This window comes from Staphylococcus sp. HMSC62D11 (assembly GCF_001839145.1).
In the GTDB taxonomy this organism is placed as follows: Bacteria; Bacillota; Bacilli; order Staphylococcales; family Staphylococcaceae; genus Staphylococcus; species Staphylococcus lugdunensis.
The window spans coordinates 151,191-172,596 of sequence record NZ_KV840177.1; the positions used below are offsets into that span (position 1 = coordinate 151,191).

A 21,406-nucleotide genomic window follows, 5' to 3' on the forward strand; every position below is an offset into this window, starting at 1 on the left:
CTCTTTAATCATTTATGTTATGACACAGAACAACAATACATAAGCAACACAGATGTTATATCATGTTAAAGATTAAAAAGAAGGTGTATGAGTTTGCCACAAACAAAGAAGAAAACTACTTCTAGAAAGAAAAAAACAACCGCGCGTAGATCGTCAAGAAATAGAAAAAATAGCAGTGATAATTCAGTACGTTTCATATTCGCAATCATTGTTATCGCAATATCGATATTTGGTTTATTTCAATTAGGGATTATAGGTCGTGCAGTGGATAGTTTTTTTAATTATCTATTTGGTTGGAGTCGCTACATGACTTATATTCTTATTAGTTTAATATCACTTTATATTGCTTTTGCTGGTAAAATACCGAAATCAAGACGGACATCAGGTATATTTTTATTACAATTTGTCTTGTTATTGATAGCACAACTCAATTTTCATTTTACTAAAGGTGTATTAGCGGAGAGAGAACCGGTGTTATCATACGTTTATAGCGCTTATGATTCTTCCCGTTTTCCTGATTTTGGTGGCGGCTTGATAGGTTTTTATCTATTAGCAATATTTGAACCATTAGTTTCAATTATAGGTGTCATATTAATCACCATTGTGTTAAGTGCATCTAGTATCATTTTAATTATGAAATTGAGACATCGTGATGTATTAAAATCATTATTCACAAAAATTAAAGATTTCAGCCAAGCAGCATCTGCTAAAATAAAGCAACAACGTATTAAAGCACAAGAGAAAAAGCAACAACGTTCAGAAGAAAAACAGCAGCAATTACTAGAAAATGGTCAGCAAGACTCTGAAGTCAAAGATGTATCTGACTTACCTGAAATAACAGGTAATAATGATATTCCTATTTATAATCATAATGAAAAAGGGCAGGCTAATCATTCTTCACGAAAAAAACGTCGCTTTGAAACAACTGATATGAATTCAGATACTGATGAAAACAAAGCACCATCATTAGAAGCTGAAACCAATGAGGAAACAATGATTGATGACCAAGTAGGTAGCTCGATTTCTGAAGCGGGTGAAGTGGCCAATGAAGCATATCATATTCCGCCTTTATCATTGTTGAATCAACCGACTAAGCAACAAACGACATCTAAAGCAGAAGTGCAACGTAAAGGTCGTGTACTAGAAACAACGTTAAAGAACTTTGGTGTGAATGCAAAAGTTACACAAATTAAAATTGGACCTGCAGTAACACAATATGAAATTCAACCAGCTCAAGGCGTTAAAGTAAGTAAGATAGTTAACTTACATAATGATATTGCGTTAGCCTTAGCAGCAAAGGATGTAAGAATAGAAGCACCAATTCCAGGGCGGTCTGCAGTAGGAATTGAAGTGCCTAATGATAAAATTTCATTGGTAACGCTTAAAGAAGTATTAGATTCAAAATTCCCAGCTCAAAATAAATTAGAAGTTGGCTTAGGTCGTGATATTTCTGGGAATCCTATGACAATACAACTTAATGAAATGCCGCATTTATTAGTAGCAGGATCGACAGGTAGCGGTAAATCTGTCTGTATTAACGGCATTATCACGAGTATATTACTTAATGCAAAACCACACGAAGTAAAACTTATGTTAATTGACCCTAAAATGGTAGAATTAAATGTATACAATGGAATTCCACATTTATTAATACCTGTTGTTACTAATCCACATAAAGCTGCACAAGCACTTGAAAAAATTGTTGCTGAGATGGAACGACGCTATGATTTGTTCCAACATTCATCAACACGTAATATAGAAGGTTATAATCAATATATTCGTCAACAAAATGCTGAGTTAGACGAAAAGCAAGCGGAATTACCATATATTGTTGTTATTGTAGATGAGTTAGCTGATTTAATGATGGTAGCAGGAAAAGATGTTGAAAACGCCATACAACGTATTACACAAATGGCAAGAGCGGCAGGTATTCATTTAATTGTTGCAACACAACGACCTTCTGTAGATGTTATTACTGGTATTATTAAAAATAACATACCGTCACGTATTGCGTTTGCAGTGAGTTCACAAACTGATTCAAGAACAATTATTGGCTCAGGTGGTGCTGAGAAACTTCTTGGTAAGGGTGATATGCTTTATGTTGGAAATGGCGAATCATCGCAAACGCGTGTGCAAGGTGCATTTTTAAGTGATTATGAAGTCCAAGAAGTAGTGAATTATGTTGTGGAACAACAACAAGCAAACTATGTAAAAGAAATGGAACCAGACGCACCAGTAGATAAATCAGAGATGAAAAGTGAAGATGAATTATATGATGAAGCTTACTTGTTTGTTTTAGAAAAGCAGAAAGCGAGTACGTCATTATTGCAAAGACAATTTAGAATTGGATACAATAGAGCATCAAGATTAATGGATGATTTAGAAAGAAACCAAGTGATTGGTCCACAAAAAGGAAGTAAACCACGACAAGTATTAATTGATTTAGATAATGATGAGGTGTAAATCATGGCAGAATTGACCGCTATTTTTAAAGTGAAAGAATATATTTTAAATCAAATACATTCAAATAAATATCTACCTGGTGACAAACTTCCTAGCAATTTAGCAATTGCACGTGAACTTCATGTGAAAACAGATGATGTTTATGATGCTATTGGTGAACTTATCACAGAGCAGGTATTAACGGATAACTTTGAAGAAGGGCCAAGTGTGAAAGCACTTCACCCTTTTTACTATCCGCTAAATAAATTATTTAGCATTAGTGAAATGATAACATGTGCTGGATATCAATCAGGAACAGAATATTTAAGTTTAGAACAGCAGCCAGCGAGTATTTTAGATGCAGAAAAGTTAGGTATACAAGATCAAGAATTGATTACTGTAATAGAACGTATACGCACAGCAAATCAAGTGCCTGTCGTTTATTGTTTAGACAAAATAGCAAACCATCATTTGACCTGTACAGAGTATCAATCGCGCAGTGGTTCAATGTTGAAGGCAATAGAAGATAACACGGGTTTAAGTATTGAATATGCCGAAACAGAGGTTGAAGCTATTAGCTATGAGCCACATATTTCAGAAGTATTAAATGCTTCTCCCCACGAAAGCTTAATGATGTTAAAGGTTACGCATTATGACGAAAATCAGCAGCCCATTCTTTATTCTTTAAATTATTTAAAAAGCAGCTTAGTTAAATTTAAAATAACTAGATGCAAAGGCGAGAATAGCGATACATTTTAAGGTTGTTTTATTAGTTGTAATTAATAAGCTTTATAAATGGTAGTAGAAAGACAACTTTGAAAGAGAGGCGAAAGAATATGACAGAGAAAGAAAAACAGAATAATATTCATATATTTTCCACAGAAAAGTTCAAAACAACGACTATAACTTTTAAGTTTATGACCCCATTAAATTATGAGACGATTACACAAAGATCAGTGCTCAGCAAAGTTTTAACCAGGGCTACACAACACTTCCCTACAGACAAGGCTTTCAATCAACATTTAGCAGGTTTATATGGTGCTTACATCAATAGTTCTGTATCCAAATATAAGAATCAACATGTAGTAAGTATTTCATTGGAGATTGTTAATGAACGTTATTTAAAGGATACAACACCACTCCTTGAAAAAGGGTTAGACTTACTTTACGAAGTGATTTGGAATCCACTTATTCATGATAAAGCTTTTCATAATACATATGTAACGCAAGAAAAAACATTACTTACTAAGAAATTAGAATCCATGGTTGACAATAAATCACAGTTTGCATTTTTAAATTTGATGAAACATATGTTTAAATATGAAGCCTATCGTTTTTTAGCAACAGGCCAGTTAGAACAAATAGATCAGGTTACGCCAACGAGTCTATACAATACATATCAAGCTATGATTACTAATGATACATCTTCCGTTTATATTGTAGGAAATGTAGATGATGCACATGTTACAAAAATGATTGAACAAAAGTTCCCTATGTCTTCCATTACACTTGAAAAAGTTGACGAAAATCTAGACTTAGCAAATGAAATCCAAGTTCAAGATATCAAAGACTATGATGTGGTTGATCAAGCTAAATTGAATTTAGGTTATCGTTTCCCTGCTATTTATGGAAACGCAAATTATTACACATTTGTTGTTTTTAATATGATGTTTGGTGGAGATCCATCTTCGGTTTTATTTAGTGAAGTGCGTGAAAAACAAAGTTTAGCATATTCTATTCATTCACAAATCGATGGTAAAAATGGTTATTTATTTGTGTTAAGTGGTGTTTCAGTCGATAAATACCAAGTTGCTAAGCAAACTATTTTAGATGAATTTGATAAGTTTAAAAATGGAAACTTTAGCGAAGAAAAATTAGCTTTAGCCAAAAAGGTTATTGCATCCCAGCGCTATGAATCGATGGATAGACCAAAAAGTATTATCGAAATAATGCATAATCAATTACTACTTGATTATCCTCAAAGTAACGAACAATATATTGATGCTATAAATAAAGTAACCAAAGAAGACATAATCGAATTAGTAAACCAAGCTCAATTAGATACAATTTATGTCTTAACAAAAGGAGATGACATAAATGAATGAACATTATTATGAACTTATTGATGAGCGTGTTTATGAAAAAGAACTAGACAATGGATTGCGTTTATTTATCATTCCTAAAAAAGGATTTCAAAAAACATTTGTTACATATACGACGCAATTTGGTTCCCTTGATAGTAAATTCAAACCATTTGGTCAAGATGATTTTGTAACTGTACCAGATGGCGTAGCCCATTTTTTAGAACATAAATTATTTGAAAAAGAGCAAGGCGAAGACTTATTTACATCATTTGCTCAAGACAGTGCTCAAGCAAATGCATTTACTAGTTTTGATCGTACAAGTTATTTGTTTAGTGCAACTGATCAAATTGAAGCCAATATTATTCGTTTATTGTCCATGGTTGAACAGCCTTATTTTTCGGAAGAAACTGTTGAAAAAGAAAAAGGAATCATAGCAGAAGAAATCAAAATGTATCAAGAACAACCAGGTTATAAATTAATGTTTAATACACTAAGAGCTATGTACCATCACCATCCAATCAGGGTGGATATTGCTGGAAGTGTCGAAAGTATCTACCATATTACAAAAGATGATTTATATCGCTGTTATGAAACGTTTTATCATCCTTCCAATATGGTGTTGTTTGTTGTTGGAGACGTTAATCCGGAAGAAATATGCCAAATTGTTGAAAAGCATGAAGCGAAACGAGACAAAGTCTATCAACCTACGATAGAACGATCTTTAGTGGATGAACCGTCATATGTTAAAGATGCTAATGTGCGTGAATGTATGAAATTGCAGTCTCCACGAATTATGCTTGGTTTTAAAAATACGCCAGGTGATTTGTCACCACAACAATTTGTTCAAAAAGATCTAGAAATGACATTATTTTTTGAATTAGTTTTCGGTGAGGAAACAGATTTTTATCAAATGCTACTTAATGAATCATTGATAGACGAAACATTTGGTTATCAGTTTGTGCTAGAGCCAAGCTATAGTTTCTCAGTTATTACGAGTGCAACACAACAACCTGACAAATTAAAAGAATTATTACTCAATGAGTTAGCTCAAAATCGTGGACAGCTTACAGATGATGCAACGTTCCAATTACTAAAAAAACAATTTATAGGCGAATACATTTCTAGTTTAAACTCTCCTGAATATATAGCTAATCAGTATACTAAATTATATTTTGAGGGAGTTAGTGTCTTTGAGTTACTAGATATTGTTGAACGTATTACACTTGAAAGTATTAATGAAACGACAATGGCTTATTTAAATCTTGAACAACAAGTAGATAGTCGTTTGGAGATTGAGACACAATGAAGGCATTAGTGTTAGGCGGATCAGGAAGTATTGGAACGGCAATTGTTGAGCGCTTATTATCTGACGGTTATGATGTTATTTTGCATTATTATCGCAGCGATATCGAAGATTTGCGAGAAAAATATCATGGTAAAAGTGTATCTTTTATTCAAGCAGATTTAAGTCAAAATATCGATTTAGAGCAAACATTTGGACACATTGATAAACTGGATTGCCTTATCTATTGTAGCGGCGTAGCCCTATACGGTATGCTCCAAGATATGACGGATGATGATATGGATAAGAGTTATTATATTCATGTTAAACAAATGATGCGTTGTTGCCGTTTTTTTATTGATAAATTACGACAAAGTCAACATGGAAGAGTGATTGTTATCTCTTCTATTTGGGGTGAGACTGGCGCAAGTATGGAAACAATTTATTCGGCGATGAAAGGTGCACAAATAAGTTTTGTTAAAGCATTGAGTCAAGAATTGGCTTTGACGACGGTGACCGTTAATGCTATTGCGCCCGGTATAGTTTCAGGGCGAATGAGCGATATCTGGTCTGAGGATGATTTAGCAGAAATTATACAGAACATTCCACAACAGCGACTTGTGACACCGGCTGAAATTGCACATACCTGTTCATATTTATGCCATCCTTTAGCACGTAGTATCACTGGAACAGTGCAAAAAATTAACGGCGGTTGGTATATTTAATAAGATATTTTGTTGTTTATTTTCTTATATTCATGTAATCATTTGAAGTGTTATAATAGCTTTAATAAATTGATGTTATCTACAAGGGGGATGACTGATGGCCATAATTGAAAAGAAAGAATGGTATCTTGAGTATAGGATTACGTTAAATCGTCCAGGTTTGCTAGGAGATGTATCAAGCCTTCTCGGTATGCTCGGCATCAGCATTGTTACGATTAATGGTGTGGATCAAGGCAAGAGAGGCTTGTTAATCAAAACCGATAGCCTCGAAAAAGTAAAACGTTTTGAAAACATTATTTCAGAGGTTAATGATATTGAAATAACCAAACTAAGACTTCCTGAATTGCGAGATAGGTTAGCTGTAAGACACGGTAGATACATTGAGCAAGATGCAGATGATAAGAAAACCTTTCGTTTTGAACGAGAAGATTTAGGACTGTTGGTGGATTTTTTGGCTGAATTGTTTAAAGAAGAGGGGCATAAGCTTATTGGTATAAGAGGAATGCCTCGTGTTGGCAAGACCGAGTCAATTGTTGCAGGTAGTGTTTGTGCTCATAAACGATGGTTATTTATTAGTTCAACACTTATTAAGCAAACAGTTAGAAGTTCACTTATTAAAGGGGAATATGAGTCAAATCATGTTTATATCATCGATGGTGCAGTAACAGGTAGAGAAACCAATCAAAAGCATCAAGAGCTTGTGCGTGAAGTGATGACATTACCATCTATTAAGGTTGTAGAACATCCCGATTTATTTGTAGAAACATCAGAATATACTATGGATGATTTTGACTATATTATAGAATTGCGGGAAAATAAACTTCAAAAAATTGAATATGAGCATATGAAAGCTCAGACTCAAAAGGTACAAAGCAAGAACAACTTGGATTTTGGTGATCCATTTGGTGGTGGATTTGGTTTCTTTGAATAATAAAGTTGGAGGCTATATCAAGTGAAAACAGTTGGTGAAATATTAAAACATAGAAGAGAACGTTTAGGAATGACATTAGCTGAACTAGAGTCACGAACGCAAATTAAACGTCAAACATTACAGCATATTGAGAATAATAATTATGAATTATTGGCTAAAAAAGATTATGCAGAAGGTTTTATTCGTAAGTATGCTAAAACTGTAAATATTGATGATAACCAATTAGTATCTGCACATAGAGAAGAAATTCCCAATAGTCAAAGCCAACTAGATGATTTAATCACACAGTTTCAAAGTATTGAACCACCAACCCAACACGTTTCTTATAAAGAACCTATTCAATTGAGTATAATCATCGTCTCACTAAGTATCATATCTGTTATACTATGGATTATTGCAGTATTAATTTTTTAAATATAGAAATGAGGCTTTTTAATGAACATACCTAACCAGATTACAGTTTTTAGAGTTATCCTCATCCCCGTATTTATCCTTTTTGCTCTTGTAGATTTTGGATTCGGTACGGTATCCGTTTTAGGAGGCTACGATATACGCATTGAGCAGTTGATTAGTGCGATAGTATTTATAGTTGCTTCACTGAGCGACTTTGTTGATGGATATTTGGCGCGTAAATGGGAATTGGTTACGAATATGGGGAAATTTTTAGATCCTTTAGCTGATAAATTACTCGTATCAAGCGCCTTGATTGTAATGGTAGAATTAGGAATAACTAATTCTGTTGTAGCGATTATTATTATAGCACGTGAATTTGCTGTGACAGGACTACGATTATTACAAATCGAACAAGGATTTGTAAGTGCAGCAGGTCAATTAGGTAAAATTAAAACTGCTGTAACGATGGTTGCAATTATTTGGCTACTATTTGGCGATCTGTTCGTTAACGTGATTGGATTCTCAATAGGACAAACATTGCTATACATCGGTGTCTTATTTACAATATTATCTGGCCTTGAATATTTTTATAAAGGTAGAGCTGTTTTTAAACAATAGCTATTTCTGACCAAGATGTTCTGAAGTTTATACACGCATAATAAATGACGTGATTCATAAGTATAAACTTTTTATTAGGACACTTGGTCGTTTTTATTGTAATTTAATAATTGGCACAAGTTTTTGACACATAAAGTGATAATTTTTTATTGAATAGGAGCTTTTAATTTATGAATATATCAATTATAGCGGTTGGTTCAGAACTGCTATTAGGTCAAATAGCAAACACCAATGGTCAATATTTATCAAAATTATTTAATAGTATTGGAAAAAGTGTAGTAGAACATACAGTTGTTGGTGATAATCCAGAACGATTGGCGCATGCTATATCACAAGGATTAACACGATTTGATACTATCGTATTAACTGGCGGGTTAGGACCAACAAAAGACGATTTAACCAAACAGGTTGTTGCAGATATTTTAGGACGACAACTGGTTATAGATGATGTGGCACTTAACTTTATTCAAGACTATTTTAATGCTCAAGGGCAAATAATGACCCCCAATAATAAGCAACAAGCTTTAGTGATAGAAGGTTCAACTGTATTAGCAAATGATTATGGTATGGCACCTGGCATGTTAATAACAGAAGGTAATAAAAAAATAGTCCTACTTCCAGGACCACCGCGTGAAATGCGTCCAATGGCTAAAAATAAGTTATTACCGTATTTATTAGATGGCGAACATATCATTTTTTCAGAACAACTCCGTTTTGCTGGTATAGGGGAATCAAAAGTTGAAACGTTGTTAATGGATTTAATTGATGCACAAGAAAATCCGACTATTGCACCATTAGCGGGTACTGATGAGGTATATATACGCTTAACAGCTAATGCGGATACTAAAGAAGATTGTCACGATTTAATAGCACCTGTGAAAGATGAGATATTAGCTAGAATTGGTGAATATTATTACGGTTCTGATGATATTCTTATAGAAGAAGCCGTGAGTCAAAAGTTAACTGATTCATACGCAATTTATGATGGTGTGACCAATGGTGCATTATATCATCGCTTAAAAGATGTAGATGAAAAACAAAAGTTAGTAGGAATGTTGCCAGATTCAGAAATATTTTTGAGCAACACATCAAATATTCATGACAAGCTGCAACAGTCAGCATTATATATAAAAGAGACATACCATAGTAAAATGGGAATTGCATTATTGAATGAAGATGAGAAAGTCTATATAGGTTTATTAACAGATCAAGCATTTAAAGCTAAAATGTTTAAAATGCCACAAACACGAAATATTCTAAGACGCAGAAGTCAAAATTATGCTTTGATAACATTACTTAATTGGTTAAGATAGTATCATTTTTTGAACTTATGTTCGTATATTTTTAGTTTTAACATGAAATTAATATAAGTTTACCGTAAATATAGCGAACAAATATTCGTAAATCTCTTGTATTTTATATGAAATGATTGTATAGTAATGATAAGACAATAAACAGGAAAATAATCCTATTAGGAGGTCTCGTTTTGGATAATGATCGTCAAAAAGCGCTAGATACTGTAATTAAAAATATGGAAAAATCATTCGGTAAAGGTGCCGTAATGAAATTAGGGGATAATAAAGGCCGTCGCGTATCTAGTGTATCTACTGGATCAGTGACATTAGATAATGCTTTAGGAGTTGGTGGATATCCTAAAGGAAGAATTATAGAAATATATGGTCCTGAAAGTTCAGGTAAAACGACCGTTGCATTACATGCAATTGCCGAAGTTCAAAAAAATGGTGGTATTGCAGCTTTTATTGATGCTGAGCATGCGCTAGATCCTGAATATGCAGCTGCTTTAGGTGTAGATATTGATAACTTATATCTTTCTCAACCAGATCATGGTGAACAAGGTTTAGAAATCGCTGAAGCCTTTGTACGTAGTGGAGCTGTTGATATTGTAGTTGTGGACTCAGTTGCAGCTTTAACACCCAAAGCTGAAATTGAAGGAGAAATGGGAGATACGCATGTAGGTTTACAAGCTCGCTTGATGTCTCAAGCATTACGTAAGCTTTCAGGTGCAATTTCTAAATCAAATACGACAGCCATTTTCATCAATCAAATTCGTGAAAAGGTTGGCGTAATGTTTGGTAATCCTGAAACAACACCTGGTGGCCGTGCACTTAAATTTTATAGTTCAGTACGTTTAGAAGTTCGTCGTGCAGAACAATTAAAGCAAGGTCAAGACATCGTTGGTAATAGAACGAAAATCAAAGTTGTTAAAAATAAAGTTGCGCCGCCATTTAAAGTTGCAGAAGTAGATATTATGTATGGTCAAGGAATCTCTAAAGAGGGAGAACTCATTGATTTAGGTGTTGAACATGATATTGTTGATAAATCAGGTGCTTGGTACTCATACAATGGAGATAGAATGGGCCAAGGTAAAGAAAATGTCAAAACTTATCTAAAAGAAAATCCAGAAGTAAGAGATGATATTGATCGTAAACTAAGAGAAAAATTAGGTATTTTTGATGGTGATGTTGAAGAAAAAGAAGCTAAAGCACCAGAATCTCTATTTGATGAAGAATGATATCAAGTTTGAGTGATATGATTTAACGCATAGTTAATTAACTACAAAATAATTAAATATATAACTTTTAAAATACCTTGTTGGTTTTATGGCCATCAAGGTATTTTTATACACTATTTTTAATAGAATTACAATGATTAATAGGCTTCTTACCTTGACACTCACACAACTAAAAAAGTACAATTAGTTTGTATGATTATTATAAATTTCATAAAATCATATCGATTTTGATATACAGAACATAGCCCTAGAAAAAGGAGGTGTTTGTGTGAATTTATTAGCCCTCCTACTCATTTTGCTTGGGATTATTCTAGGAGTTGTTGTAGGGTATTTCGTAGCCCGAAATTTGTTGCATCAAAAACAATTACAAGCAAGACAAACCGCTGATGATATTATTAGGCAAGGAAACAAAGAAGCTGAAAATATCAAAAAAGAAAAGTTACTTGAAGCAAAAGAAGAAAACCAAATCTTAAGAGAACAAACTGAATCAGAATTACGTGAAAGACGTGGTGAGCTTCAAAAACAAGAAGCCCGACTTCTTCAAAAAGAGGAAAATTTAGATCGAAAATCTGATCTATTAGACAAAAAAGATGAGATTTTAGAACAAAAAGAATCTAAACTTGAAGAAAGACAACAACAAGTAGATGCAAAAGAGAGTAGTGTTCAATCATTAATAATGAAGCATGAACAAGAATTAGAACGCATCTCCGGTCTTACTCAAGAAGAAGCTGTTAGAGAACAACTTCAGAGAGTTGAAGAAGAACTGTCACAAGATATTGCAGTACTTGTTAAAGAAAAAGAAGCAGAAGCTAAAGAAAAAGTCGATAAAACTGCCAAAGAATTATTAGCTACAACTGTCCAAAGATTAGCAGCAGATCATACAACAGAATCAACAGTATCAGTTGTTAATTTACCAAACGACGAAATGAAAGGTCGTATTATTGGTAGAGAAGGTAGAAATATTCGAACATTAGAAACATTAACAGGTATCGATTTGATAATTGATGATACACCAGAAGCAGTTATTTTATCTGGTTTTGATCCAATTAGACGTGAAATTGCAAGAACAGCATTAGTCAATTTAGTATCAGACGGTAGAATCCATCCTGGTAGAATTGAAGATATGGTTGACAAAGCAAGAAAAGAAGTTGACGAAATCATTCGAGATGCGGGAGAACAAGCTACCTTTGAAATGAATATTCATAATATGCATCCTGAATTAGTGAAAATTTTAGGTCGCTTAAATTATCGAACAAGCTACGGTCAAAATGTGTTGAAACATTCGATTGAAGTTGCGCATTTATCAGGTATGCTTGCTGCTGAATTAGGTGAGGATGTAAGTTTAGCCAAAAGAGCTGGCTTGCTCCATGATGTTGGTAAAGCAATAGACCATGAAGTTGAAGGTAGTCACGTTGAAATTGGTGTAGAACTCGCTAAAAAATACGGCGAAAATGATACGGTAATAAATGCTATTCATTCTCATCATGGTGACGTGGAACCCACTTCTATCATATCAATTTTAGTCGCGGCAGCAGATGCTTTATCCGCTGCACGACCAGGTGCACGTAAAGAGACTTTAGAGAATTATATCCGAAGATTAGAACGCTTAGAAACATTATCTGAAGGTTACGATGGCGTTGAAAAAGCATTTGCTATTCAAGCCGGACGAGAAATAAGAGTAATCGTTTCTCCGGATGAAATTGATGATTTAAAATCATATCGCCTTGCACGAGATATTAAAAACCAAATCGAAGAAGAACTTCAATATCCTGGTCATATTAAAGTGACAGTTGTTCGTGAGACCAGAGCAGTTGAATATGCTAAATAAAACAGGCCTTTCGTGCCTGTTTCTTAAATGTCGACAAACCTAATGTTGTAAAATATTAGGTTTGTTTTTTTAGGTGTTATTTTTAATTATAAGGCACAACTTACTTCATTATTGTTTCAAATAAAAATGATTAGTTCAACATTAAATAATAAGTTAGGTTAATGCTTATGCATAATTGATCATCTTATTAAGAACTTAAAGTAAGGCATCATAAAAATATATTTATTTGAAATATGAAGTGCCACCAAAAGTTAGAATTTTCATTCAACTTTTGGTGGCAACCTGTATTAATAATTTAAATGTTTATATGTTTATTCATTAATATGCAAATTGTTGTCGTTAATAGGTGTGGTATGTTAATGCTTCAATTGTAAATCCGCTTTGTTCATCTCTGAAATGACTTCAGCAGTGTCATAGCAGTTTGTTGCAACGTTAGAATATCTTTCTGCTAAGCGATAAGCATTAATATATAACTCTAAACATTCTTTTGCGATATCTTCAGCATCTTCAGATTTTGCTGGGTTTGCTGTTAAAACCAATTCTGCAAATCTTTCTGGATCAATGTTAATTGACATGTAATATATACAACTCCTATTATTTTATAAATTCATCTTAACATAGGTTTCTTTACTGAAAAAGAAATGCACTTTAAAACAAAATAAAAATAGTTAATCTGCTTTAATTCTTTTTGATTTTGACTTAAAATTATTTATGAAAGGATGAACAATTCATGAGAATACTTTTTATAGGAGATATCGTAGGGAAAATTGGTAGAAAAGCAATAGCAGAATACCTACCTAAAATAAAGCAATCACATAGGCCAACAATAACGATTGTCAATGCGGAAAATGCTGCACACGGTAAAGGTCTAACCGAAAAAATATATAAGCAATTGCTAAGAGACGGCGTTGATTTTATTACAATGGGAAATCATACCTATGGTCAACGGGAAATATATGATTTTATCGATGAAGCGAAAAGAATGGTGCGACCAGCAAACTTTCCTAGTGAAGCACCTGGCGTGGGTATGAGATTTATCCAAATTAATGATATTAAATTAGCTATAATTAATCTACAAGGACGTTCTTTTATGCCAGTTATTGATGATCCTTTTAAAAAAGCAGATGAACTTATAAATGAGGCTAAACAACAAACACCATATATATTCGTTGATTTTCATGCGGAAACAACATCTGAAAAAAATGCAATGGGCTGGTATTTAGATGGACGGGTGAGTGCTGTTGTTGGTACACATACACATATACAAACAGCAGATGAACGTATTTTACCCCAAGGCACGGGATATATTACAGACGTTGGTATGACTGGTTTTTATGATGGTATTCTAGGTATCAACAAGACAGAAGTTATTGAGCGATTTATTACAAGTTTACCGCAACGTCATGTTGTCCCTGATGATGGACGCAGTGTGTTGTCAGGTGTGCTGATTGATCTTGATAGAGAAGGAAAAACATCACATATTGAAAGGATACTAATTAATCAAGATCATCCATTTTAACAAGTTCCTAAGAACGATATGAAGACTATCGTCCATAAGTATGAGTTTATGAAATTACCACTGTTGACATAGTAATACGGTGGTTCTTTTTGTTATTATTTAAGATGAATTAATTCCACAGGAGGCTTATGATATGAAACCACAATTATCGTGGAAAGTGGGCGGACAACAAGGTGAAGGTATAGAATCTACAGGTGAAATCTTTGCAACTGCAATGAACAGAAAAGGATACTATTTATATGGATATAGACACTTTTCGAGTCGAATAAAAGGCGGTCATACAAATAATAAAATAAGAGTATCATTAACACCTGTTCATGCTATTAGTGATGATTTAGATATCCTTGTTGCATTTGACCAAGAAACTATCGAATTAAATCATCACGAAATGAGATCAGATAGTATTATTATTGCTGATACTAAAGCAAAACCAGAAAAGCCTGAAAACTGTAAAGCACAACTCATTGATTTACCATTAACTGCAACTGCAAAAGAGTTAGGTACTGCATTAATGAAAAATATGGTAGCTGTCGGAGCAACATGTGCTTTAATGAACTTAAATACACAAACTTTCGAAGATTTAATTCGAAATATGTTTATGAAAAAAGGCGACAAAGTTGTCGATATGAATATAACTGCATTGTATCAAGGATACCAATTGATGCAAGAGCAATTAGATCAAATTCAAGGAGATTTTGAATTAGTAGCAACGGATAGTGCGCCGCATTTATATATGATTGGGAATGATGCTATAGGGCTGGGTGCAATTTCAGCAGGCTCAAGATTTATGGCAGCATATCCGATTACACCTGCATCTGAAATTATGGAATATATGATTGCTAATTTGCCAAAAGCAGGAGGGGCTGTTGTACAGACTGAAGATGAAATCGCAGCTGCCACAATGGCTATTGGTGCAAATTATGCTGGTGTAAGAGCATTTACTGCAAGTTCTGGGCCCGGATTATCTTTAATGATGGAAGCAATCGGTCTTTCTGGTATGACAGAAACACCATTAGTTATTGTAAATACGCAGCGTGGGGGACCTTCAACAGGCTTGCCAACTAAACAAGAACAATCTGATCTTATGCAAATGATATACGGAACTCATGGTGATATACCAAAGATTGTTCTTGCGCCAACTGATGCAGAAGATGCATTTTATTTAACTATTGAAGCTTTTAATTTAGCCGAAATTTATCAATGTCCAGTTATTGTCTTAAGTGATTTGCAGTTGTCTCTAGGTAAACAGACAGTGAAAGCATTAGACTATAATAAAATTGAAATCAATCGTGGTGAGATTATCCAAACTGATATTGAGAGAGAAGAGGGAGATAAGGAATACTTTAAACGCTATGCGATAACAGATAGTGGTATATCCCCAAGACCAATACCTGGTGTAAAAGGTGGTATTCATCATGTAACTGGCGTAGAGCATAATCAACAGGGTAAACCAAGTGAAGCTGCGATGAATCGATGCGAACAAATGGATAAAAGAATGAGAAAAACAGAACAGCTACGAATTGAAAATCCTGTAGAGTCAAACGAAACGTATGATGAAGCAGATATATTATACATTGGTTTTATCTCAAGTAAAGGTGCCATTCAAGAAGGTACATCACGATTAAAAGATGCAGGAATAAAAGTTAATACAATGCAGATTCGCCAATTACATCCATTTCCTAAAGAAATCATCCAAGACGCCATCAATAAAGCTAAAAAGGTAATTGTTGCAGAACATAATTATCAAGGACAACTCGCAAGTATTATTAAAATGAATACGCAGATTCAAGATAAATTAGTACAGCAGACAAAATATGATGGTACGCCATTTTTACCACATGAAATTGAGGAACAAGGACTTAAAATTGTAAAAGAATTAAAGGAGTTGGTCTAATTGGCTACATTTAAAGATTTTAGAAATAGCGTCAAACCAAATTGGTGCCCAGGTTGTGGTGATTTCTCAGTACAAGCAGCCATTCAAAAAGCTGCTGCCAATGTAGGATTAGAGCCAGAAGAAGTAGCCATAATTACAGGTATAGGCTGTTCCGGACGTTTATCGGGTTATGTAAATTCTTATGGTGTTCATGCTATTCATGGTAGAGCATTACCTTTAGCTCAAGGTGTAAAAATGGCAAATAAAGATTTAACTGTTATTGCATCAGGTGGGGATGGAGATGGCTATGCGATAGGTATGGGGCATACGATCCACGCATTAAGAAGAAATATGAATTTGACTTATATCGTTATGGACAATCAAATTTATGGCTTAACAAAAGGACAAACTTCACCTTCTTCAGCTGTTGGTTTTGTTACGAAATCAACACCTAAAGGCAATATAGAAAAAAATGTTGCGCCATTAGAGTTAGCGCTATCTTCAGGTGCAACCTTCGTCGCTCAAGGATTTTCCAGCGATATTAAAGCTTTAACAAAAATGATTGAAGATGCAATTAATCATGATGGATTTTCATTTGTAAATGTTTTCTCACCTTGCGTAACATATAATAAAGTGAACACATATGATTGGTTTAAAGAACATTTGACAAATATAGAAGATATCACTGATTATGATACATCGGATAAGCAATTAGCTATGAAAACAGTCATTGAACATGAATCTTTAGTAAAAGGAATAGTGTATCAAGATACTTCAACTCCGTCTTATGAGTCGCAAATCGTAGAGTTAGAAGATACGCCATTGGCTAAAAGAGATTTGCAGTTACCGGAAGAAGTATTTAACACTTTAACAGAGCAATTTGTATAGTAGTTTATAAAAGGCTAGGCCATTAAGTGTCTAGGGTATAAGTAATCCTGAACAATAAGGTAATATTATTTTCCCAATTTTTGTTAACGCATATTGATTGCAACATATGTTAATTGTAGAAATGGTTGTTGTATTTCCCTTTGTTGGGATCCAAGCACAGCGTAACTGGCTAGAACAGTTTTTCTAACAAAGCAAGCCAGTGTGACTGATATAGAATCCTAAAGACGCGAAGCCATACAACATAGAGTATTAAATATAAAATAAGGAAGCGGGACAGCATTCATTTTGAGTTCTTATTTCCACCCAGTCAAGGTTGACTAGGATAGAAAAAGCTGGGTATCAGTGCATTTTCAATTTAGTCTACTAAATATATAGTTAAGAGCCTCGAACATAATAATCATGTTTGAGGTTCTATTATTTTGGATTATGTCTCTGCTGTTTATTTTTAATAAATTGAAATTTTATTTATTTTCTGTAAATCACTTTTATAACTTCTAAAATAGGTAATATGAAATATAAGTTGTATAAAGGAGTGATGTATGATGGATAAATTTAAAACGATGGAGACATTGGAACAACAAACAGCTGAACATCAAGATTGGAAGATTGAAACGGAAGATAATCACAGTCAAGTGGTTATTATTGCCCCACATGGTGGCGGAATTGAGCCAGCAACTACAGAGTTAACAAAACTGATAGCCAAAGAAGGTAACTATAATTACTTTGTTTTTAATGGAATGAGAAGCAAGGGGAATCAAGAACTGCATGTGACTTCAATTCATTATGATAATAAAATAGCGATAGATCTTGTAAAACGGAGTGAAAGAACAATTGCTATACATGGATGTAAAGGTGAAAGTCCAATAGTCTATATTGGAGGTAAAGATGAACTGCTGAGTAAAAAAATAAGCAATAGTCTGAAACAAATAGGTATAAAAGTGGCGCATGCCCCAAGCAACATGTCAGGCAAACAATCAAATAATATTGTTAATTGTAATCAACTTGGTGCGGGTGTACAACTAGAATTAACATCGGCACTCAGAAAACAATTATTTAAAAATGGAAAATACGGCTATCACAATCGAACTAATAAAGATAATTGGAGTAACTTAATGTATCAGATAGCACAAGCAATTGTAGAATCAACATCTCAAGTTAACTAAATATAAGATAAAAATGATATGATGAACATAAAGAACAATTTTTTCGAGGTGATAATGATGCAAGATACATTAATGAGTATTCAAATTATACCAAAGACACCACAAAATGATGATGTAATCCCATATGTTGACGAAGCTATTAAATTGATAGAACAATCTGGATTGCATTATCGAGTAGGTCCGCTTGAAACAACAGTACAAGGTGAAATGAGTGCTTGTTTAATTCTCATTCAAAAATTGAACGAGAGAATGGTTGAATTAGAATGTTCAAGTATTATTAGCCAAGTTAAGTTTTATCATGTACCCGAAGGTATTTCGATTGAAACTTTAACAGGAAAATATGATGGATAAGCTACGATTTAAATAATAAATAGTGATGGGGTAAGCTTAAAGGACAATGTATTGACCTTTTTCTTGCCCTAATTTTTTTATAATAAAGATGTCTTTAAAATTCAGAATGAAGGCATTTTGCACTTTATAGCTAAATTTAATATAATGGAATAATGATAAAAAGGGCATATGGAAAGGATTTTTTAAGTGAATGAAGAGCAAAGAAAAGCTGGTACGATAGATATTTTAAGTGAACGTAATAAAAAAGAAGAAAAAGATTATAGCAAGTACTTTGAGACGGTTTATCAGCCGCCTAGTTTAAAAGAAGCTAAAAAACGTGGGAAACAACAAGTACAATATAATCGAGATTTTCAGATAGAGGATAAATATCGCAATATCGGTCAAGGACGTACATTTTTAATTAAAACATATGGTTGTCAGATGAATGCGCACGATACAGAAGTAATGGCCGGTATTTTAGAAGCACTAGGTTATCAATCCACCTCTGATATTCAAGAAGCAGATGTCATACTTATAAACACTTGTGCTATCCGTGAAAATGCCGAGAATAAGGTGTTTAGTGAGATTGGAAATTTAAAACACCTAAAGAAAAATAGACCTGATTGCCTAATTGGTGTTTGTGGTTGTATGTCGCAAGAAGAATCAGTAGTCAATAAAATTTTAAAGTCATATCAAAATGTCGATATGATTTTTGGCACACATAATATCCATAAATTGCCAGAAATTCTTGAAGAGGCATATATGTCTAAAGCAATGGTTGTTGATGTGTGGTCCAAAGAGGGAGACATCATTGAAAACTTGCCGAAAGTGAGAGAAGGCAATATTAAAGCATGGGTGAATATCATGTATGGTTGTGATAAGTTTTGTACGTATTGTATTGTTCCTTTCACAAGAGGAAAAGAACGTAGTCGTAGACCAGAAGATATTATTGCGGAAGTCAAAGAACTTGCACGTGAAGGTTATCAAGAAATCACGTTATTAGGTCAAAATGTTAACTCTTATGGGAAAGATATTGAAGATATAGATTATGAGCTTGGCGACTTACTTGAAGCTATTTCTAAAATTGATATTCCTAGAGTTAGATTTACAACAAGTCATCCATGGGATTTTACTGACAGAATGATACAAGTGATTGCGCAAGGTGGTAATATTGTGCCACATATTCATCTTCCGGTTCAATCAGGAAATAATGCAGTGTTAAAAATTATGGGGCGTAAATATACGCGTGAAAGTTATTTAGAATTAGTATCAAAGATTAAAGCGGCTATTCCGAATATTGCTTTAACAACTGATATCATTGTTGGCTACCCTAACGAAACAGAAGATCAATTTGAAGAAACGTTAACACTATACGATGAAGTGGCTTTCGAACATGCTTATACGTATTTATACTCGCAGCGCGATGGTACACCAGCTGCTAAAATGAAAGATAATGTACCGCTAGAAGTGAAAAAACAACGATTACAACGTTTAAATCAAAAGGTTGGACAGTATTCACAACAAGCTATGAGCCATTATGAAAACACAACTGTGACTGTATTATGTGAAGGCACAAGTAAAAAAGATGACACAGTACTAGCTGGATATACTGGTAAAAATAAATTAGTGAATTTTAAAGGTCCTAAAGAAGCGATTGGTCAATTAGTAGAAGTGAAAATTGATGAAGCTAAACAATATTCATTAAATGGTACCTTTGTTAGATTCACTCAACAAACGTTGGTGACGCCTTAAATGTATTCAAAAAAAGATATTTTAACGTATGCCGATGGGATAACAAAGAATATTGAAAAATTGGATATTATCCAAACCTATCAGCGTGTCGAACAACAAATTCATCAAAATAAGACGATTGCAACAAAGATGAATCAGCTTAAAAAGCAACAAAAGCAATCGGTCAACTTTCAGAATTATGGTAAACAACATGCGTTTGAACAATCAGAAGATGAAATTAATCATCTTGAAGCAGAAATTAATCATTTGCCTATTGTAGATGAATTTAAAAGCGCGCAATTTGAAGCTAATGAATTTCTACAATTGATGATTAGCACAATGGAAAATAGATTAAATGAACATCATACTGATGAACATAGTAATCAATAGTGAAAGGATTGTAATTTCATGAACACAAAGAAGTTAACTGTGACTGCCATACTTATTGCCATTAACGTTGTCTTAAGCAGTATCATTGTTATACCGGTAGGACCAATCAAAGCAGCACCAGTACAGCATTTTATCAATGTTTTATGTGCAGTATTTGTTGGACCATGGTATGGCTTAGCACAAGCACTTATCTCATCAATTATCAGAATCACATTTAATACAGGTAGCTTCTTTGCATTTCCAGGTAGCATGATTGGTGTGTTTTTAGCAAGTTTATTTTATATGTATAAAAAACATATCTTTATAGCTGCTATTGGAGAAGTTATTGGTACGGGTATTATTGGTAGTTTGATGTGTATACCAATGGCTTGGATATTAGGATTTCACAATTTTGTTGTTAAACCATTAATGTTAGCTTTTATTGTTTCTAGTGTGATTGGTGCAGTAATAAGCTATATATTATTGATTATTTTAAAAAAACGAGGTTTACTTGATCGCTTTAAGTAGAGCCTAAAACATTGACTTATGCGTTTATAGCTGCAAAAGTCAATGTTTTTTTATGTTAAACTTTAAAAGATAATATCAATAGGCGACTTGTTTATAGTTATGTTAAAATATATAAGTTAACGAAGGCAAATAATTTTAATAATAATATAAATCAAAAAGTAAAAAGAAA

General features: G+C 33.6%; 19 protein-coding genes and 1 pseudogene. 19 read left to right on the top strand and 1 reads right to left on the bottom strand.

Annotated elements, in window-relative coordinates:
* Positions 1 to 189: 189 nt before the first annotated feature.
* From HMPREF3267_RS01605 to rny, 11 genes and pseudogenes are all read left to right on the top strand, one after another.
* Positions 190 to 2,463, top strand: a pseudogene (locus HMPREF3267_RS01605) (DNA translocase FtsK); the annotation flags it as partial.
* A 3-nt stretch (positions 2,464 to 2,466) separates the two neighbouring features.
* Complete coding sequence (locus HMPREF3267_RS01610; RefSeq protein ID WP_002459267.1) at positions 2,467 to 3,201, top strand: GntR family transcriptional regulator; 735 nt, start codon at positions 2,467 to 2,469, stop codon at positions 3,199 to 3,201.
* Positions 3,202 to 3,278: 77 nt separating this feature from the next.
* Positions 3,279 to 4,547, top strand: coding sequence for an EF-P 5-aminopentanol modification-associated protein YfmF (yfmF, locus tag HMPREF3267_RS01615; RefSeq protein WP_062077573.1), 1,269 nt, complete (start codon positions 3,279 to 3,281; stop codon positions 4,545 to 4,547).
* Complete coding sequence (gene yfmH, locus HMPREF3267_RS01620; RefSeq protein ID WP_062077575.1) at positions 4,540 to 5,832, top strand: EF-P 5-aminopentanol modification-associated protein YfmH; 1,293 nt, start codon at positions 4,540 to 4,542, stop codon at positions 5,830 to 5,832. The genes yfmF and yfmH overlap by 8 nt, the downstream gene beginning before the upstream one ends.
* Positions 5,829 to 6,533: an elongation factor P 5-aminopentanone reductase gene (ymfI, locus tag HMPREF3267_RS01625; protein WP_062077577.1), complete on the top strand. Its 705-nt coding sequence runs from the start codon at positions 5,829 to 5,831 to the stop codon at positions 6,531 to 6,533. Before yfmH ends, ymfI begins: the two co-directional genes overlap by 4 nt.
* Before the next feature lie 97 nt (positions 6,534 to 6,630).
* The gene (locus tag HMPREF3267_RS01630; RefSeq protein WP_002459263.1) at positions 6,631 to 7,464 is read left to right on the top strand and encodes a YmfK family protein; all 834 of its coding nucleotides are present in this window, start codon (positions 6,631 to 6,633) and stop codon (positions 7,462 to 7,464) included.
* Between the two features lie 21 nt (positions 7,465 to 7,485).
* Positions 7,486 to 7,878, top strand: a complete 393-nt coding sequence (locus tag HMPREF3267_RS01635; RefSeq protein WP_002459262.1) for a helix-turn-helix domain-containing protein — start codon at positions 7,486 to 7,488, stop codon at positions 7,876 to 7,878.
* A 21-nt stretch (positions 7,879 to 7,899) separates the two neighbouring features.
* Complete coding sequence (gene pgsA, locus HMPREF3267_RS01640) at positions 7,900 to 8,475, top strand: CDP-diacylglycerol--glycerol-3-phosphate 3-phosphatidyltransferase (protein ID WP_002459261.1); 576 nt, start codon at positions 7,900 to 7,902, stop codon at positions 8,473 to 8,475.
* 170 nt (positions 8,476 to 8,645) lie between these two features.
* On the top strand, positions 8,646 to 9,788 hold the full coding sequence (locus tag HMPREF3267_RS01645; RefSeq protein WP_062077579.1) for a CinA family nicotinamide mononucleotide deamidase-related protein: 1,143 nt from the start codon (positions 8,646 to 8,648) through the stop codon (positions 9,786 to 9,788).
* A gap of 173 nt (positions 9,789 to 9,961) precedes the next feature.
* Entirely contained in the window at positions 9,962 to 11,008 is a 1,047-nt protein-coding gene (recA, locus tag HMPREF3267_RS01650) for a recombinase RecA (RefSeq protein ID WP_002478267.1), read from the top strand.
* Between the two features lie 268 nt (positions 11,009 to 11,276).
* Positions 11,277 to 12,836: a ribonuclease Y gene (gene rny, locus HMPREF3267_RS01655; RefSeq protein ID WP_002478266.1), complete on the top strand. Its 1,560-nt coding sequence runs from the start codon at positions 11,277 to 11,279 to the stop codon at positions 12,834 to 12,836.
* 356 nt (positions 12,837 to 13,192) lie between these two features.
* Here the strand turns inward: rny and HMPREF3267_RS01660 are convergent, their stop codons facing one another.
* Positions 13,193 to 13,411 carry a hypothetical protein gene (locus HMPREF3267_RS01660; protein WP_002459257.1) on the bottom strand — a complete coding sequence of 73 codons (219 nt, stop codon included), beginning with the start codon at positions 13,409 to 13,411 and terminating at the stop codon, positions 13,193 to 13,195.
* A gap of 155 nt (positions 13,412 to 13,566) precedes the next feature.
* On the opposite strand from HMPREF3267_RS01660, the gene HMPREF3267_RS01665 reads away from it, so the two are divergent.
* The 8 genes from HMPREF3267_RS01665 to thiW all read left to right on the top strand — a co-directional run bounded on the left by HMPREF3267_RS01665 (position 13,567) and on the right by thiW (position 21,237).
* Complete coding sequence (locus HMPREF3267_RS01665; protein ID WP_002459256.1) at positions 13,567 to 14,355, top strand: TIGR00282 family metallophosphoesterase; 789 nt, start codon at positions 13,567 to 13,569, stop codon at positions 14,353 to 14,355.
* A 133-nt stretch (positions 14,356 to 14,488) separates the two neighbouring features.
* Positions 14,489 to 16,249, top strand: a complete 1,761-nt coding sequence (locus HMPREF3267_RS01670; protein WP_002459255.1) for a 2-oxoacid:acceptor oxidoreductase subunit alpha — start codon at positions 14,489 to 14,491, stop codon at positions 16,247 to 16,249.
* Complete coding sequence (locus tag HMPREF3267_RS01675; RefSeq protein ID WP_002459254.1) at positions 16,250 to 17,116, top strand: 2-oxoacid:ferredoxin oxidoreductase subunit beta; 867 nt, start codon at positions 16,250 to 16,252, stop codon at positions 17,114 to 17,116.
* Positions 17,117 to 17,658: 542 nt separating this feature from the next.
* Positions 17,659 to 18,279 carry a poly-gamma-glutamate hydrolase family protein gene (locus HMPREF3267_RS01680; protein ID WP_037542965.1) on the top strand — a complete coding sequence of 207 codons (621 nt, stop codon included), beginning with the start codon at positions 17,659 to 17,661 and terminating at the stop codon, positions 18,277 to 18,279.
* 57 nt (positions 18,280 to 18,336) lie between these two features.
* Positions 18,337 to 18,630, top strand: a complete 294-nt coding sequence (locus HMPREF3267_RS01685; protein ID WP_002492111.1) for a thiamine-binding protein — start codon at positions 18,337 to 18,339, stop codon at positions 18,628 to 18,630.
* A 186-nt stretch (positions 18,631 to 18,816) separates the two neighbouring features.
* Positions 18,817 to 20,361: a tRNA (N6-isopentenyl adenosine(37)-C2)-methylthiotransferase MiaB gene (gene miaB / locus HMPREF3267_RS01690; protein ID WP_002459250.1), complete on the top strand. Its 1,545-nt coding sequence runs from the start codon at positions 18,817 to 18,819 to the stop codon at positions 20,359 to 20,361.
* On the top strand, positions 20,362 to 20,730 hold the full coding sequence (locus HMPREF3267_RS01695) for a YlbF/YmcA family competence regulator (protein ID WP_002459249.1): 369 nt from the start codon (positions 20,362 to 20,364) through the stop codon (positions 20,728 to 20,730).
* A gap of 18 nt (positions 20,731 to 20,748) precedes the next feature.
* Positions 20,749 to 21,237: an energy coupling factor transporter S component ThiW gene (gene thiW, locus HMPREF3267_RS01700; protein WP_002459248.1), complete on the top strand. Its 489-nt coding sequence runs from the start codon at positions 20,749 to 20,751 to the stop codon at positions 21,235 to 21,237.
* Positions 21,238 to 21,406: the final 169 nt, after the last annotated feature.

Bases quoted from the DNA above. Each gene is read 5' to 3' on its own strand.
- HMPREF3267_RS01610 (WP_002459267.1), top strand. From the start codon at position 2,467: ATGGCAGAATTGACCGCTATTTTTAAAGTGAAAGAATATATTTTAAAT.
- yfmF (WP_062077573.1), top strand. From the start codon at position 3,279: ATGACAGAGAAAGAAAAACAGAATAATATTCATATATTTTCCACAGAA.
- yfmH (WP_062077575.1), top strand. From the start codon at position 4,540: ATGAATGAACATTATTATGAACTTATTGATGAGCGTGTTTATGAAAAA.
- ymfI (WP_062077577.1), top strand. From the start codon at position 5,829: ATGAAGGCATTAGTGTTAGGCGGATCAGGAAGTATTGGAACGGCAATT.
- HMPREF3267_RS01630 (WP_002459263.1), top strand. From the start codon at position 6,631: ATGGCCATAATTGAAAAGAAAGAATGGTATCTTGAGTATAGGATTACG.
- pgsA (WP_002459261.1), top strand. From the start codon at position 7,900: ATGAACATACCTAACCAGATTACAGTTTTTAGAGTTATCCTCATCCCC.
- HMPREF3267_RS01645 (WP_062077579.1), top strand. From the start codon at position 8,646: ATGAATATATCAATTATAGCGGTTGGTTCAGAACTGCTATTAGGTCAA.
- HMPREF3267_RS01660 (WP_002459257.1), bottom strand. From the start codon at position 13,411: ATGTCAATTAACATTGATCCAGAAAGATTTGCAGAATTGGTTTTAACA.
- HMPREF3267_RS01665 (WP_002459256.1), top strand. From the start codon at position 13,567: ATGAGAATACTTTTTATAGGAGATATCGTAGGGAAAATTGGTAGAAAA.
- HMPREF3267_RS01670 (WP_002459255.1), top strand. From the start codon at position 14,489: ATGAAACCACAATTATCGTGGAAAGTGGGCGGACAACAAGGTGAAGGT.
- HMPREF3267_RS01680 (WP_037542965.1), top strand. From the start codon at position 17,659: ATGGATAAATTTAAAACGATGGAGACATTGGAACAACAAACAGCTGAA.
- HMPREF3267_RS01685 (WP_002492111.1), top strand. From the start codon at position 18,337: ATGCAAGATACATTAATGAGTATTCAAATTATACCAAAGACACCACAA.
- HMPREF3267_RS01695 (WP_002459249.1), top strand. From the start codon at position 20,362: ATGTATTCAAAAAAAGATATTTTAACGTATGCCGATGGGATAACAAAG.
- thiW (WP_002459248.1), top strand. From the start codon at position 20,749: ATGAACACAAAGAAGTTAACTGTGACTGCCATACTTATTGCCATTAAC.